At 29.3% G+C, this 16,199-nt stretch carries 16 protein-coding genes; 6 read left to right on the top strand and 10 right to left on the bottom strand.

Annotation, left to right across the window (positions count from 1 at the left end):
• Positions 1-499: 499 nt before the first annotated feature.
• The 4 genes from QM495_RS12420 to QM495_RS12435 form a co-directional block, all read right to left on the bottom strand.
• Positions 500-1,687 carry a tyrosine-type recombinase/integrase gene (locus tag QM495_RS12420; RefSeq protein ID WP_408672434.1) on the bottom strand — a complete coding sequence of 396 codons (1,188 nt, stop codon included), beginning with the start codon at positions 1,685-1,687 and terminating at the stop codon, positions 500-502.
• Positions 1,688-1,802: 115 nt separating this feature from the next.
• Positions 1,803-2,888 (bottom strand): phosphotransferase enzyme family protein, encoded by a 1,086-nt coding sequence (locus tag QM495_RS12425; protein ID WP_408672435.1) that lies wholly within the window; start codon positions 2,886-2,888, stop codon positions 1,803-1,805.
• A 124-nt stretch (positions 2,889-3,012) separates the two neighbouring features.
• On the bottom strand, positions 3,013-3,402 hold the full coding sequence (locus QM495_RS12430) for a hypothetical protein (RefSeq protein WP_408672436.1): 390 nt from the start codon (positions 3,400-3,402) through the stop codon (positions 3,013-3,015).
• A gap of 22 nt (positions 3,403-3,424) precedes the next feature.
• Complete coding sequence (locus QM495_RS12435; RefSeq protein WP_408672437.1) at positions 3,425-4,786, bottom strand: peptide MFS transporter; 1,362 nt, start codon at positions 4,784-4,786, stop codon at positions 3,425-3,427.
• 449 nt (positions 4,787-5,235) lie between these two features.
• On the opposite strand from QM495_RS12435, the gene QM495_RS12440 reads away from it, so the two are divergent.
• Genes QM495_RS12440 through QM495_RS12465 form a run of 6 tightly spaced genes read left to right on the top strand, consistent with a single transcriptional unit; the run spans position 5,236 to position 12,010 of the window.
• Complete coding sequence (locus QM495_RS12440; protein ID WP_408672438.1) at positions 5,236-5,475, top strand: PqqD family protein; 240 nt, start codon at positions 5,236-5,238, stop codon at positions 5,473-5,475.
• A 3-nt stretch (positions 5,476-5,478) separates the two neighbouring features.
• Positions 5,479-6,522, top strand: coding sequence for an ATP-grasp domain-containing protein (locus QM495_RS12445; RefSeq protein ID WP_408672439.1), 1,044 nt, complete (start codon positions 5,479-5,481; stop codon positions 6,520-6,522).
• Between the two features lie 13 nt (positions 6,523-6,535).
• Positions 6,536-7,888: a hypothetical protein gene (locus tag QM495_RS12450; protein WP_408672440.1), complete on the top strand. Its 1,353-nt coding sequence runs from the start codon at positions 6,536-6,538 to the stop codon at positions 7,886-7,888.
• Positions 7,885-10,095 (top strand): urea transporter, encoded by a 2,211-nt coding sequence (locus tag QM495_RS12455; protein WP_408672441.1) that lies wholly within the window; start codon positions 7,885-7,887, stop codon positions 10,093-10,095. Before QM495_RS12450 ends, QM495_RS12455 begins: the two co-directional genes overlap by 4 nt.
• The gene (locus QM495_RS12460; protein ID WP_408672442.1) at positions 10,071-11,393 is read left to right on the top strand and encodes a hypothetical protein; all 1,323 of its coding nucleotides are present in this window, start codon (positions 10,071-10,073) and stop codon (positions 11,391-11,393) included. The genes QM495_RS12455 and QM495_RS12460 overlap by 25 nt, the downstream gene beginning before the upstream one ends.
• Positions 11,381-12,010 (top strand): tetratricopeptide repeat protein, encoded by a 630-nt coding sequence (locus QM495_RS12465; protein ID WP_408672443.1) that lies wholly within the window; start codon positions 11,381-11,383, stop codon positions 12,008-12,010. Before QM495_RS12460 ends, QM495_RS12465 begins: the two co-directional genes overlap by 13 nt.
• A 2-nt stretch (positions 12,011-12,012) precedes the next feature.
• On the opposite strand, the gene QM495_RS12470 is transcribed toward QM495_RS12465, so the two are convergent.
• From QM495_RS12470 to QM495_RS12495, 6 genes are all read right to left on the bottom strand, one after another.
• Positions 12,013-14,142 carry a molybdopterin-dependent oxidoreductase gene (locus QM495_RS12470; RefSeq protein WP_408672444.1) on the bottom strand — a complete coding sequence of 710 codons (2,130 nt, stop codon included), beginning with the start codon at positions 14,140-14,142 and terminating at the stop codon, positions 12,013-12,015.
• 2 nt (positions 14,143-14,144) lie between these two features.
• Positions 14,145-14,531 carry a DUF1330 domain-containing protein gene (locus QM495_RS12475; protein WP_408672445.1) on the bottom strand — a complete coding sequence of 129 codons (387 nt, stop codon included), beginning with the start codon at positions 14,529-14,531 and terminating at the stop codon, positions 14,145-14,147.
• A 320-nt stretch (positions 14,532-14,851) separates the two neighbouring features.
• Positions 14,852-14,995, bottom strand: a complete 144-nt coding sequence (locus QM495_RS12480) for a hypothetical protein (RefSeq protein WP_408672446.1) — start codon at positions 14,993-14,995, stop codon at positions 14,852-14,854.
• Positions 14,996-15,005: 10 nt separating this feature from the next.
• Positions 15,006-15,257 (bottom strand): hypothetical protein, encoded by a 252-nt coding sequence (locus QM495_RS12485; protein ID WP_408672447.1) that lies wholly within the window; start codon positions 15,255-15,257, stop codon positions 15,006-15,008.
• Positions 15,258-15,285: 28 nt separating this feature from the next.
• A complete protein-coding gene (locus QM495_RS12490; protein ID WP_408672448.1) occupies positions 15,286-15,900 on the bottom strand; it encodes an FMN-binding negative transcriptional regulator in 615 nt (204 codons plus the stop codon).
• Between the two features lie 193 nt (positions 15,901-16,093).
• On the bottom strand, positions 16,094-16,199 hold a 106-nt coding region (locus QM495_RS12495; protein ID WP_408672449.1), incomplete at its 5' end, for a hypothetical protein.

The following is a 16,199-nucleotide window of genomic DNA, read 5'->3' on the forward strand; positions in this document are numbered from 1 at the left end:
AGGAATTCTTCTAAATGTTTGTTTAATAACTATCATTAAATGACTTGTGAGTCTTTTCCACTAAAGCTAAAATTTTCCATCAGCGCTATTAATGGCAACTGGTTATATCATTCTATTTATTAACGTTTATAATTCATAAGTTCCGGATAAACGTAGTTTTTTGTTCTTTTTAACAGACGTAAAAATAGCTTTAGCACCTTTTAAATAAAAATAATTTAGTAAATATTTTTTAGGTAAAGTCGCAATTTTTAAATTTTTATTTCAAAATTACGGAAAATATTAATGACATTTTAAAAAACTGTATGTTTTTTGCACGTTTAATTATCAATTATTGAATAAGTCTTTGGCCTATCACTACTTTATCATAAAATTTGATTTATGCATTAAATTAATAACACAAATAAAAGTATACACATAAATTTTTAGCCTTTAGTAGTGTTAAAACGATGGTTAAAAAAAAGAATTACTACCTATAAAGAAGGAAGTAGAAGTGGATAGTTTAATAATTTTCTGATAACCGAAGGTTGTTACTATTTTTATCGTTTTCAGTTAATTTTTTAATGGCTAAGTCTAACGGACTCTCAATTTTTAATAAATCTTTCTTTGAAACATGTGTGTAAATCATAGTAGTTTCTGGTTTTGCGTGGCCTAATAGTTCTTGAATATACCGCAAATCAATCCCGTTTTCTAATAAATGTGTAGCATAACTATGTCTAAGTGTGTGTGGTGTTACTCTCTTTGTAATTCCAGCAATTTTACTAGATTTATGTAAAAATGAGCGTACACTTTCTGCGCTATAGGTTTGATATGGTTTTCCTTCAATAAAATATAATTTGGGGTTATAACTTGTTACATAATTAAGCATTAACGGAATAAAACTTTGTGCTAAAATTATATTTCTATCTTTTCTCCCTTTACTATTTTTTATAATAATTTGTCTCCGATCTATATCTATATGTTCTAACTTTAAATTTAATAATTCACTAATACGTAAACCTGCCGAATAAATCATAGCCAATGCAGCTCTATGTTTTAAATTTCGGGTACAACGTAATAAATCAATCACTTCTTCTTTAGATAAAACAGTAGGTAGTATTTTACTTTTTTTTGGTCGTTTTAATTGTATTTCATCAATATTGCATTCAGGATAAAATGCTTTAAATAATTTTATAGCACTAAAAAACTGTCGGTGAGTACTAATACTATATTTTCTAGGTACAAAAACAGTTTCAATAAATTTTTCAACATCTCTATTGGTAAGTGTGTCTAGCGGTGTGTCTTTTAAATAATCAAAAAAATCTGCAATAAATGTAAAATAGGTTTTTATAGTGCTTTCACTATAACATTTACCTTTTAAATAACTAATATACGATCTAATAACCTCTTTGTTTTCTTCGGAAATAATACGCTTTTCTTTTATAGGGCGAACGCTAAATTTTCTATACACGGAATCATCCAGTTTAAATTTAACTTCATGTTTAAGTAGCTGCTTAATAATAGTTATGTTTTCTGTAGTATAGTCTGTGTACCAGCCTTTTAATGTTTGACTCCAACTGTAGTTATTTAATTTTTTAATTTTTGAAATTAGAGCTTCATTATATGGAAATAGTACTAATAGTCGAACTTTTTTTCGATGTAATACCTTTTTTAAAACCAGCGTAGGAGTAGAGTTTATAATATTTTTCATAGCATTTCAAATATAATGAATTTTTAATTCATTAAGCCGATTTTCATTTGAAAAGCATAAAAAATTTTGGTTTCAAAAGATTATAAAAAATAATTCAATTACTGTTTAGCTATAACTAATTAAGGTTGTTTAAGGTTTTTGTAAAACTCTCAATTAATTTAAATTGATTTTTAGACCGGTCTAAATTATGTGAAGGATAATTTGTTTTATAATACACATCGTTGTTTAAATAATCGGTTAAAAAACGTAGCGCCATAATAAAAATCATTGTTTTTGCAGCTAGTGGAAGGTACTTAAGTTCAGTTGCAGAAAGGTTGCTTCCTAACGATTCTAAAAAACCTTTTAGGTAGGCTTTATAGTAGACAACATTAAAAGTGACCAAGTCTAAATTTTTCTCATCCTCTACAGCCGTATTGCAAAAAGTACGAATAGCATCGCCAAAATCGTAATGTACAATGCCTGGCATTACAGTATCTGTATCAATTACACAAAGTCCTTTAAAATCTTCAGTAAATAGTGCATTTGATAGTTTGGCATCGTTATGGGTAACACGTATTTTTAGTTGTCCACTTTCTTTTAATTGCTGAATAATATGCATTTCCGTTCGTAAATTTTCAACTTCTTCAAGTTGTTTACGTGCTGCATTTTTTCGAGCACTGGTTGCTGTTTTGAGTGCCGAATCAAATTGTTCAAACCGAAAAGACATATCATGAAATTTTGGAATAACTTCGGTGAGTTGTGTGGCATCAAAATCGTTTGTTAAGTTTAAAAAATCGCCAAATAATTTTCCGCCTTCATAAGCAATTTCAGGAGATGAAACTGTTTCTAAGGTAATACTTTTATCAATATACACCATCATATTCCAATAATTTCCTTGAGTGTCTACATAGTAAGGTTGATTGTTTTTAGTAGTAATAAATTGAAGAACTTTACGGTTAATTTCAGCTTTTGGTAGCTGCTGTAATTTTTTTACTAAATGCTTACTTATAGCAACTTTATTTTGAATTAAACTAGGAACATTTTTAAAAACTCCTTTATTAATTCGTTGTAGTAGTACGTATGGTTTTTTTGAAGTTTTTATCAAATAGGTATCGTTTATATGTCCTGATACTATTACTGAAAATGCACTAAACGATGAATCTAGTTCAAATTGGTTGAAAACAGTTTGTAAGAGCGTTTTTTCTGAAGATTTTGTTGGCATATTTAGAATAAATTATAGTAATTGTGTCTTAATGTTATAATAGTTATATTTAATGAAGCAGTTAAATTAATAGAAATATTAAAGTAAGCCAATATTTTTTAATGCTACTTTAAAATTTTAAACCTTATTTAAGAGATTTTTTTCCACTAAAATTTGAAGGATATAAATTAATACCCTTTTTTTCTGCAGCTTTTAATATAAAAGGAATTAATAGGGTAGCGCCTGGAATTATCATAAACGGAACACCAATTCCCAAAATTTTAAATATATCAGCCACTTGAGTTTTTAGGTGTTTTTCTTCTTCTTTAGTAATTTGTTGTTGAGAAATATATTTTACAATAATACGTGAAGCTTCTTTTGTGTCAATAGCTTCGTTTTTCAACCCAACTAAAAAGTCGTTTAAAGCGCTAGTAGTTCTTAATTTATTTTTTTTAATTAATTGAGCAAACTCAGTTTTTCCATTTTTTTCAAAAATGGAAATATCTAATTTTAAAAGTTGCTTTCTATCTGGCATTAAAAATTAATTTCAGAATTAATTATTCGGCTTCTACAATAGGAATTGTTTTGTTGACATCATCAGCTCCATGTATCAATTTTTTCAATTTTTTCACAAACACGATAAGTAGTAATCCAAAGGAAGTACAAAAAATAAAAATCCCCATAAATATAGTTAATTCACCTGCGTTTTGTGCTGCTTCTCCTACCAATCCTGCTAATTTATTTCCCAATCCTGTTACCATAAAATAACTACCCATCATTAACGAGGCATATTTTACAGGGGCTAATTTGGTGATAAAAGATAATGCGACGGGTGAGATACTTAATTCGCCAATTACGTGTAATAAATAAGCTCCAAATAACCAATAAATAGAAGCTTTTCCATCTAAGGTAGTACCAGTTTCAAGAGCAGCTGCCGCTAATAATAAAAATCCTAAACCGGTAATAATAGTACCCAATCCCATTTTAAATAAGGAAGAATTTTCCTTCCCTTTCGATTGCCATTTATCCCATAAAAAAGCTACAGGAACTCCAAATAAAATGACATAAAATGCATGCAACGATTGTAAAAAACTTGCAGGAATGGTAAAACCTAGTACAACTCTATCAATTTTATCACGTGCATATAAATTCATTAATCCGCCAGCTTGCTCATAAGCAGCCCAAAAAACAATTACAATAATAAATGATAAGATTAAGACAATCATTTTATCCTTTTCAATAGCTGTCAAAGGAACTTTTTTATTCGTGCCTTTTTCTCTAATAACTGGAACAAAATTTCCAACTTCTTTCAAATATTTTTGACCCCATAAATATACAATTTGCCCAATAGCCATACCTATACCGGCCAATCCAAATCCATAGTGCCAGTTAATTACTTCACCTATATATCCAACTAATAGAGGTGCTGCAAAAGCTCCAATATTTATTCCAATATAAAATATGGTAAATGCAGTGTCTCTTTTGGCATCACCTTTATTGTATAAACCACCAACCATAGTTGAAATATTGGGCTTTAAAGCACCAACTCCTAATACAATTAATACGAGTCCTGAATAAAAAGCAGTGATATTATCAAAGGCTAAAATAATATGTCCAACTACTAATAAAAAACCACCTAACATAACTGTTTTCTTTTGGCCTAGTATGCGGTCAGCTAATAATCCACCAGGAACAGATAATGCGTAAACAAAAAAAGTATACCATCCATAAAGTTCTAATGCAGAAATCTTATCCCAACCAAGTCCAGCATTGCTATCCGTAGTTTTTGCAGTTAAATATAAAATTAAAATAGCTCGCATTCCGTAGTATGAAAAGCGTTCCCATAATTCAGTAAAAAATAAAATATATAACCCTTTTGGGTGTCCCCATAATGTTTTTTCTTGAACGGAATATGCCATATAAATTTTAGTTTTAAAAGTGCTAAATATACTATTTTATTATGAATATAATTTTAATTGAATTTAAATAGAGATAGCGAAAAATTACTTAAGTAAAATGGTAGTTTAATTTTAATGAAGTTTATAATTTTTACAGTAGTTAGGTGTTTTTATATTTATAAAATATTGAGATTTAACTAGTTAAGCATGTATCTTGATATTAGAAATTATGAATTATTTTGAATAGGGTAAATTTGCTACAGTAACTACTGTTACATATAGCACTTTTTAATATATGTTTGTTAAACCTTTAGTAGGTGTTTTAGTCTAACATAGCATTAAGTAGGGTAAAAGTTTAAGTAATGTTTGTAACATAAATAGCTGTTAGTATGTATAATAAAGAATAAATTTGATACAAATACAACGAAATTCAGAAATAAGAGTTTATAATAAATAAAATAGAATATACGATGAGTAAATTAAATTCACTAGCAATAAGCGATAACGGATTTATTTTTAAACCTTCAACAGGTGAGTCTTTTACAACCAACGAAATAGGTTTATTAATTATTAATTTTTTAAAAGAAGGAAAATCAGCCGATGAAGTAATTAATAAAATTACGGAAGAATTTGATGTAGATGCTATTTCAGCCGGACGTGATTTATATGAGTATTTAGATTTTTTGAAACGTGAAAAAATGATAGACTAAGCTATGGAACAGAAAAAATTAACCATAGCAGTTACGGGTCTTAATAATATAGATAACCCAGGTCCTGGTGTTCCTGTAATACGTGGCATCAAAGATTCAGGAATGAATGTACGAATTATTGGTTTGGCGTATGAAAATTTAGAACCAGGAATTTATATGCCTGGTTTGGTAGATAAAACCTATTTAATGCCATTTCCTTCAACTGGAAGTGAAGCATTTTTAGATCGTTTAACATACATTCATGAAAAAGAGGAGTTAGATATTATCATTCCAAATTTTGATTCGGAATTGTATTTATTTATTAAATACAGTAATCAATTATTAAAAATGGGAATTCATACTTTTTTACCAACAATGGAACAATTTGAAGAACGCCATAAAGATAATTTACCTGAATATGCTAAAAAGTTTGACATAAAAGTACCAGAAAGTAAGGCTATTATGAATAGTAAAGAACTTTCAAACTTACCAAAACCATTATCGTATCCGTACTATATAAAAGGAAAATTTTATGAAGCTTTTAAAGTGGTAAATAACAGTCAGGGTATTTATTATTTTAATAAACTTTCTGCAAAATGGGGACTTCCAGTAGTTGTTCAACAAGCCATTCAAGGAACAGAAGTGAATGTAATTGCACTGGGTGATGGAAAAGGAAATACTGTTTCAGCAGTTGCAATGCGTAAACAGTACATTACCGATAAAGGAAAGGCTTGGGGTGGTATTACATTAAACGATGAACGCTTACTTGAAATTACACACGAGATTATTAAAAAAACCAAATGGCGTGGCGCTATGGAGCTTGAAATGATAAAAACCGATGCTGGAGATTATCATTTAATTGAAATTAATCCACGTATTCCAGCTTGGGTATATTTAGCAGTAGGAGCTGGTCAAAACATTCCTGAAATGGTTTGTCGTTTGGCAATTGGAGAAAAAATAAAACCAGTAACAGAATATGAATACGGTAAAATGTTTATCCGCTATTCGTGGGATTTAATTGGGGATATTTCCGATTTTGAAAAAATAATAATCTTTGGAGAACTATAAAATTTTAAAAAAAATGAGTAAAAAAATATATGAACGTCCGGTATTACGAAAAGTAGTTGAAGGAATCCCAAATAAATTTGGAAGTTTAAAAAGATTACAACCAATAAGTAGCATTGATAATGTAGCAATAGATAGTATTATTTCAACATATGGTTCACCAGTATTTGTGCTTTCAGAAAAAACAATTAGAGAAACCTACAAAACTGCTTACCGTGCTTTTTCAACACGTTACCCAAAAGTACAATTTGCCTGGTCTTATAAAACGAATTATTTAGATGCTGTTTGTCGTGTTTTCCATCAAGAAGGCGCTTGGGCAGAAGTTGTTTCAGGATTTGAGTATGAAAAAGCAATAGATAATGGAACTCCTGGTACTAACATTATTTTTAATGGACCAGATAAAAGTGATGCCGATTTAATAAGAGCAATTAATAATAAATCTTTGATTCATATAGATCATTTTGATGAGTTATACACCATCTTAAGTTTAATAGAACAATTAAAGGAACGACCACAAGTAGCCATTCGTGTTAATATGGATACAGGAATTATTCCACAATGGGATCGTTTTGGATTTAATTATGAAAATGGGGAAGCTTGGAATGCAATTAATCGTATTCTTTCAAGTGGAACTATGGATTTAATAGGTTTACATATCCATATTGGTACGTATATTACGATGTCTAAAGCGTATGCAACAGCAGTTGAAAAATTAGCGGCATTAGCAAATAAAACATTCGACCGTTTTCAAACTAGTATTAGTTATATAGATGTTGGTGGCGGTTTTGCTTCTCAAAACACCTTACAAGGTGCGTATATGCCTGCAACAGATACTACACCAAGTTTTGATGATTATGCACATTCAATTACTACAGCCATGATTGCAACTGATTTTCCAAATAACGAAACACCAATGCTTATTTTAGAAACTGGTAGAGCAATGATTGATGATGCTGGTTGGTTGGCAGGAACAGTGTTAGCAAATAAGCGTTTGGCTGATGGAAGAAGGTCTATGGTGATTGATGCTGGTGTAAATTTAATGTTTACTGCTTTTTGGTATAATCACGAAATTTATCCGGTGCATGAATCTAGCTTTCAATCTGAACCAACCACAATTTATGGCCCGCTATGTATGAATATTGATGTAATTCGAAAAAATATTGATTTTCCAATGCTAAATAAAGGCGATCATTTTGTGATTAAAAGAGTTGGAGCTTATACCATGACACAGTGGATGCAGTTTATTACCTATAGACCAAATATTGTTTTGATTGATGAGCAAGGTGAAGTACATTTGGTTAGAAAAGAAGAAAATAAAGAAGTATTTAGAAGACAAGAATTAGTACCTGAACACCTCCAAAATAAATGAAAGAGCACCTATTAAAAAAAAGTAAATCTCTTTTAAAAGCCACGTTAAGCAGCTATTCTCAAATTTTCTTTACTGAAAATAAGATTTTGGCATTAATTTTAGTGATGGTTAGTTTTATTGACTGGTGGGTTGGTTTAAGCGGTTTAATAGCTGTTTTAACGGCTATTTTATTAGCTCATGTATTTGCATACTCTGAAGTATTAACTAAGAAAGGATTGTTTAGTTTTAATGCGCTTTTAGTTGGATTAGGTATTGGAACTTATTTTTATCCAAGCATAGAAGTACTTCTACTTATAACAGTTGGTGGTGCTATTGCTTTTTTTAGCACCGTTGTTTTAATGGGGCTTTTTGCAAAATATGGATTACCATTTTTAAGTATTCCTTTTTTATTAGCAATGTGGTTAATGCTATTAGCATTTCCTTCATTTTCTAATATTGCTTTAAATACAGAAACCTTATATCCATCTAATATGTTTTTTAAATTAGGAGGAAATTGGCTGGTGCTAGTTATAGACGGTTTAAATAGCTTTTTTATTGATACAGGATTTGATACCTATTTTTTATCATTGGGTGCAATTTTCTTTCAGTTTAACATTTTAGCAGGAGTACTTATTTCAATTGGATTATTAATTCATTCTAGAGTCAATTTTTTATTATCATTAGTTGGTTTTTTTGTGGCATTTTGGTTGTATTCCTTTTTAGGAATGTACACTGGCACTTTAAATTATACGTATTACGGATTTAACTTTATATTATCAGCTATTGCAATAGGTGGCTATTTTTTAATTCCATCTCGTCAATCTTTTATATGGAGCTTGTTGTTAATTCCTGTATTAGTAGTTACTACAATTGGTTCAGACAGGCTTTTTATCTATTTTGAATTATCGGCCTTTTCTTTACCTTTTAATATGATTATGATTGGTGTTTTATATGCATTAAAAATACGTTACGACCAAACCAAATCTCCAATTTTAACATTGGTTCAGCAAAAAAATCCGGAAACAAATGCGTACGTGTATGATAGTTTACCTGCAAAAAAATATGCAGCTTTTGTAAATTCTATTCGTTTACCATTTATAGGAAAATGGACGGTTAACCAAGGTCATGAAGGAACATATACTCATAAAGATTTTTTTAAATATGCGTGGGATTTTATCATTAAAGATCCATCAACTAATAAAGAATTTAGTGGTGATGGTTATGTTGTAACCGATTATTTTTGTTTTGATAAACCTGTTGTAGCACCAGCAACTGGGACTGTTGTAGCTGTAGTAAATAGTGTTGAAGATAATGAAATTGGTGTTACTAATGCACTTCAAAATTGGGGAAATACAGTAGTGATAAAACATGAAGATTATTTGTATTCAAAAATGAGTCATTTAAAAAAAGGTACTGTTGAAGTCCATATTGGAGATGTTGTTGTTGAAGGACAACCTATTGGTAAATGTGGTAATTCTGGTCGTTCACCTTATCCGCATTTACATTTTCAATTACAATCAATTTCAGGAATTGGTGCACCAACAATTTTTTGGCCATTGTCTGAGTATTTGGTAGGTGAGGAGATGAAGTTAGGTTTTGTTCAAAAAGGAATTCCTACAACGCAAGAAACCTTATCAAATATTGCTAGTTCACCTGTACTACAAGCTGGATTTAAATGGAATCCTGGAGATGAATTTGAATTGAGTATGACTACGGAAGATGGTATTGAAACAATATTCTCTATCCGTAATGAAATTGATATTTACAATCAATCATATCTTCTTTGTTTAAAAACAAACGCTAAATTATATTATGAAAATAATGGAAAAACATTTTCGGCTTTAAATTATTTGGGTTCTAAAAAAAGTGGGCTGTTTTATTTTTACAGAAGTTTTTATAAGGTAGTTTTAAGTGAATATAGTGATTTAACTGTGAAATCTAGATTTCCGATACATCATTTATACCGTTTTCCTTTGTTAACTATTCAGGATTTTTTAGTGCCTTTTGGGTTGTTTTTAAAAGGAAAATTTAGTTTGTCATATTTAGAACCTGAGCAAACCTTTAACACCACTAAAGTAGTAATGAAAACTAAGATTATTGGTAACAACAAGCGTAGGTACTTTTCATCAGTTTCAGAAATACATAAAAATAGCAAAATTAATATTCAGTGTGAAACACCTGAAGCCTCAAAAATTATATTAAAATGGGAAAACAAGTTGTATTTATAATTTTATGGTGGTTTATAACCACAGCCAATGCACAACAATCTCCGTTGTCATTTAAACAGGTTGATAGTACAACCTATGCTTTATATTTAAAACAAGATTGGAAACCTATTATAGCAATGGGAAAACAATCTAGAGCAGAAGGCATTGATTTTTATTATTTAAAAGTAAGAATGGGAATTGCTTATTTTAAAGAAAATAAAATGTTAAGCGCTATTCAATTATTAGAAGAAGCGTATGCAGTTAATTCTTATGATGTTGTGGTACAAGAATATTTGTATTATGCTTATAAATACAGCGGATTGGTTTTAGAAAGTCGTTTGTTTTATGATAAAATGATGAAAACTTTGAAAGATAAAATTAACTTAGATTTACCTTTTGTAACCGATTTAAGTTTTAATATATTGATAACTAATAATTTAGATTATGATGAGCAATTGTTAACCGATATCAATTCTGAAAATAATGATATTCGTTTTATTCCTAAAAATTACCAATTGTTTTCTTTAGGAATGAGTCATCTTTTGTCGAAAAGAGTAAACTTACATCATCAGCTTTCTGTGATGCCTACAACTTCAGTACAGCAAGAAAACGAAGGAGGTAATCTTGTAAATGAAACGTATAAAGGAAATGAATCAAGATATTATGCAGATGTAACAGTTTCACTTGGAAATAGATGGTATTTAGATACGTATTTTAATGTTATTTATGGAAATTATGATAATTTGAATGTGGAAAACACAGCAATGTTGTTTGGAAGTGGTCCAAGAAGAATTACATCATCCTCTTCAACAATTAAATATACCGATGTGGTTTTTGGAGGTTCTTTAACAAAAGCATCTTATTTTATTAGAAATAGTATAAATGTATCAGTTTCAAACTTAAATGATTATAATCAATTTCAAGTAGGTTATTCCATGTCTTTATATCCTTTAGGAAGTACTTTATTAATTCCTTTTGGAAGTATTCAATATCAAAATCAAGATCCAGATTCTAATGTAGTTTTTACGGGCGGTTTGTCTGTAACCATTGATAAAGTTTCAATAACAGGGTTTGGTACTATTGGTGAAATGAGTAATTTTATAGCCAATAATGGTGCAATAATTTACAATCAATCAGCTACAGTATTAAATGAGTTTGGAGCTTCATTTCAATACTTCGGAAAAAATGCTATCGTAAAAATAGGGTATTCATTTATGGAAATGGAAGATAATTATTACAACCAAAATTTTGATTTAACAACAAAAACATTTGGATTTAATCAACAAAACATAACTGCAGGAATTACATGGAAATTTTAAGAAAAACAATTATAATAGGGTTATTTTCCTTATTTGCGAATACGTATATGTGTGCACAAAATGATTTTTCTAACTTACAAGAAGCATTTAGTAAAAGTTATGCGTTGGAAGCTCAAGGAGATTTTAAATTGGCAGTTAATGAAATGAAAGTATTTTATAATGAAAATTTATATGAAATTAATTTAAGATTAGGGTGGCTTAATTATATGGCTGGAAACTTTAATGAATCTTTAGCTTTTTATAAAAAATCAATGGAGTTAATGCCGTACGCTGATGAACCAAAATTCGGCTATATTTTTCCATTAGCTGCTTTAGGACGTTGGGATGAAGTAATTAATTTGTATAAGTCAGTTTTAGAAAACTCACCTCACAATACAAAAGCAATGTATTATTTAGGAACTATTTACTATAACCGTTCACAATTTGATAAAGCAATTACATATTTTAAACAAATTATTGATTTATATCCGTTTGATTATGATGGTTTGTTAATGTATGCTTGGACAAATTTACAGCTTGGAAAGAAAAAAGAAGCAATCGTTTTATTTCAAAAAGTACTATTAAATAAACCTAATGACACTTCAGCAATTGAAGGATTGGCATTGGCTAGTAATTAAATTTAATTAAAAATAGAAGCTATTTGAATAGCTTCTATTTTAACTTTTGTACTACTAAAATCTGCATTTCCAGTTAAACAATCAATATTTTTAGCATCTGTTAAATCGTTGATACTAACACCTGCATGTTGTTGTGCAATCTCCATATTAGTTCCTTTTCTATGATGTCCCCAACCATGAGGAATACTAACAACTCTAGGCATCATAGTATCAGTTATTTCAATAGGAAGTTTTACTTGCCCTACATTTGATGTAACTATAACTTTTTGATTTTCTTTTAGTTTTAACAAATTAGCATCTTTAGTATTTATAAGCAACGTACATCGTTTTTTACCTTTAACCAAACGTTTGCTATTATGCATCCAAGAATTGTTAGAGCGTAAATGCCGTCTTCCAATTAAAGAAAAAGGATAGTTAGCAATTGTTTTAGTTTCTAATGAGTTTAGTTTTTTATTTAAACGTTTTAAATCTGCAATAAAAAGAGGATGAGCTAATTCAATTTTTTTATCAGTAGTAAATAAACGTTGAGGTAATTGAGGTTTTAAAGCCCCAAAATCTAACCCATGCGGATATTTTTTTAATGTTGAAATAGACATTTTGGGTACTTTATAACTGCTAAATTGCAACATATAATCTAATGTTTGTTCTAAATTTAAAGGGTTTTCTTTTCCTGTAAAACGTTTCGTTAATTCCTTTAAAATTTCCCAATCATGACGTTGTTCTTTGGTTTTTTTAAAAAGTGCTTCTGAATATTTTGCTGTATTCCTAATGGCAAATTGATGAAAAATTAAATCGTATAAAGGTGTTTCTAAGCCAGTTGTAGTTGGTAAAATAATGTGAGCATATTTTGTGGTTTCATTTAAATAAATATCAATTGCAACCATGTATTCTAACGATTCAAATGCTTTTTCAAGTTTTTTACCATTTGGAGTAGATAGCACAGGGTTTCCAGCAATAGTAATCATTGCTTTTATTTGATTTTCACCAGGTGTTAAAATTTCATCGGCAAGTGCTGCTACAGGAAATTCATCTGTAAATTCTGGTAATTGTTGAACGCTACTTCTTTTAGTGTCAAAACTGCCTATTTTACCTGTTATTTTAGACATTTCAACAATGTCGATTATAGGTTTGGTAAATAATGCTCCACCTTCAATATCTAAATTACCAGTAATACAATTTAAAACATTCACTAACCACTGGCATAAGCCGCCAAACTCTTGAGTTGATAAACCCATTCTACCATAGCAAACAGCAGTTTTGGATGTTGCAAAATTACGTGCTAATTGTTGAATTTCTTCTGAAGTAAAGCCAATAATTTTAGCTATTTTTTTTGATGGATAATTTTTTACAATTTCTTTTATTGTTTCTAAACCATTTATGTGAGTTTCAAGGTGAGCTAATTTTGTTAGATTTTCTTCAAAAATCACATGGATAAGTGCTAATAACAAAAAAGCATCTGTTCCTGGTTTTATGTAATAATGTGTATTTGCAATTTTAGCAGTTTCTGTAAACCTAGGATCAATAACTACCACTTTTCCACCACGTTTTTTTATGGCTTTTAGTCTGTTAGCAAAATCTGGGGCGGTCATAATACTTCCGTTTGAAACGGCTGGATTTCCACCCATAATTAGCATAAAGTCAGTTCGGTCAATATCAGGAATAGGAAGCATTAAATAATGCCCAAACATGAATAATGAAGCAAAATGATGTGGTAATTGATCTACAGATGTTGCTGTGTATTTTTGATTGGAACCTAAACTTTTAAGAAATGGAGCACTAAAAAGGGTTAAACCAGTGTTATGAACTGTTGGATTTCCTCTGTATGAACCGATAGCATTTTTTCCATATTTATTTTGAATGCGTTTTAATGAAGTTTCAATTTCATGATATGCTTCTTCCCAAGAAACAGCTACCCAACCTATCTTTGTTCTTTTAATAGGTGTTTTAAGTCGGTCTTTATCGTTGTATAAATCTTCTAATGCTGTAGCTTTTGGACAAATGTGCCCTTTACTTAAAGGGTCATTTTTATCTCCTTTTATTGAAATTATGGTGTTATTTTGATATTTAATTTCTAAACCACACATAGATTCACATAAGTTACAAGTACGGTAATGTGTTTTAATTTCATTCATAATTATACAGTTTCACAAGCAATTAAATCTCCAAATTCTAGAGCAATAGAGCGATCGCTGGCAATTTTTTGATATTCAGGATTAGAAATCATTGTAAAAAAATGCTCCACAGAAGGATATTCAACTAAAAATACAACATGAGGTTGATTGGCTGAATTTCCTATTAAAGTGCTATGTACATTACCTTTCCAAATTAGCTTGGCATTCGCTTTAGCTACAAAAGGAGCCGCATTTTTTAAATAACGAGCATAGGCTTCTTGCCCAGTTTCATTGGTAGAAGTTAATGTTTTAAATTTTAGAATATTAAGCATGGTAACTGGAGTACCTTTTGGATAAGTTTTTAATTGATTTAATTGATTTTCTGTAGGCTGAATTTGATTTGTTAGCATTGTATGTTAAATTTAGTAGTATTAGTTGTATTTAATTGAAAATGAATTACCTCACCCAAAATATTATTTTATTAAAGAATAATGAATCATTTTTTGTGAAATTACGAAATATATTTTCTACATTTACTATTATAAAACGAACATTAACACTCAAAATATACTAGTATGGCAAAGGGGCAAGATTCAAAGAAGAATGTAAAAAAAGAACCAGCTAAAACTGCTAAAGAAAAAAAAGCGGCAAAAAGAGCTAAGAAAGCAAAATATGATTGATGTATAATTAAAAACCTTCTATAATGAAGGTTTTTTTAATTGTCATTTAATTATTCTTTTTGTTTTTGAATAATAGCTTTGATGCGCTTTGCGTGTAATTCTTTTTCAATTCGTAATTTATTTTTCTTCTGAGCCATTAATTTAGAATGTTTTGCCTTATTTTTTGTGTTTTTTGCTTGTCCTTTTTTTGCCATAAATTAACAGTTATTTAGCGTTTGATAGTTTAAGGTATTTAATGAAGGAGTTTAAAGATACAAATGCCCAAACACCTTCTAAAATAATAAAAGGCATATAATTTAATAAAATTGAAGCTAAACAAGCGATGCTTGCACCAATTAAATTTAGTACTATAAATATTAAATTTTTATTAGTTATTTTACCTGTTTCAGCTAAAATATAAGCTAGTAAAATTAAAAAAACACCTATAAATCCAAGCCAATCTGTTGTATGTATCATTTTTTAGTATACTTAATTATAGTTTAATTTATTTTCTTCGTTTTTTCATTTGTTTTGCAATTTCAATTGAATTAGGACTTGTTGTATTCTCTAATTTGTGAATTATAGTATCATAATCAGGCTCCTTTCTATTTTGTGAAAGTTTGTAAGTAGCTTGAATATCATTTATTTTTATGTTAAAACCAATAATTCCATTTATTTGCTTTAGGTTTTTCTCAGACATTGTTTCAATTCTAATAGGGTTTTCAGAACCTTTTTCGTATTTATTTACTAGTTTTTTCAATGAATTTAATAATTCCTCTCCTTCAATAATTTTAATTGAACCATAAATATGCACCGCAATATAATTCCAGGTTGGTACATTTTCTTGTTCATACCAAGAAGACGAAATATAACTGTGAGGTCCTGAGAAAATTACCAAAACTTCATCATCATCGTTAAAATTTTTCCATTGGGGATTTACTTTTGAAATATGGCCTGTTAGTATATTTTCACCGTTTTTATTTATATCAAGTACTAATGGAATATGTGTTCCAGTTAATTTCCCATTATTTTGATTTATTAAAATTCCAAAGCTATTTTTAGTTATAAAGCTTTTTATTTCTTTAAAATCTTCGTTTTTGTAGCTATTAGGTGTATACATTGATATTTTAATTTAAGTACGTTAGTACTTACTTTTAAATTTAACAGTTGTTTTATGAAATAAGTAAAGCCTATTTTTAATCGTAATTACATCAAAAAGAGTTGATTCAATTTTGTTCGCTATCCTAAACTTGATTCAGAATCTCAAGTTTGCAACATAAGTTTGAGTTCTATTCTTCTTTTGACTAACCTTCTTACTTCCCGATACAAAAATTAGCAAAAATATTTCCTAGTAAATCTTCGGTAGTTACTTCTCCAGTAATTTCACCTAAATGAAAAAGAGCTTGACGAATATCAATA

It is taken from the genome of Lutibacter sp. (assembly GCF_046055765.1).
In the GTDB taxonomy this organism is placed as follows: domain Bacteria; phylum Bacteroidota; class Bacteroidia; order Flavobacteriales; family Flavobacteriaceae; genus Lutibacter.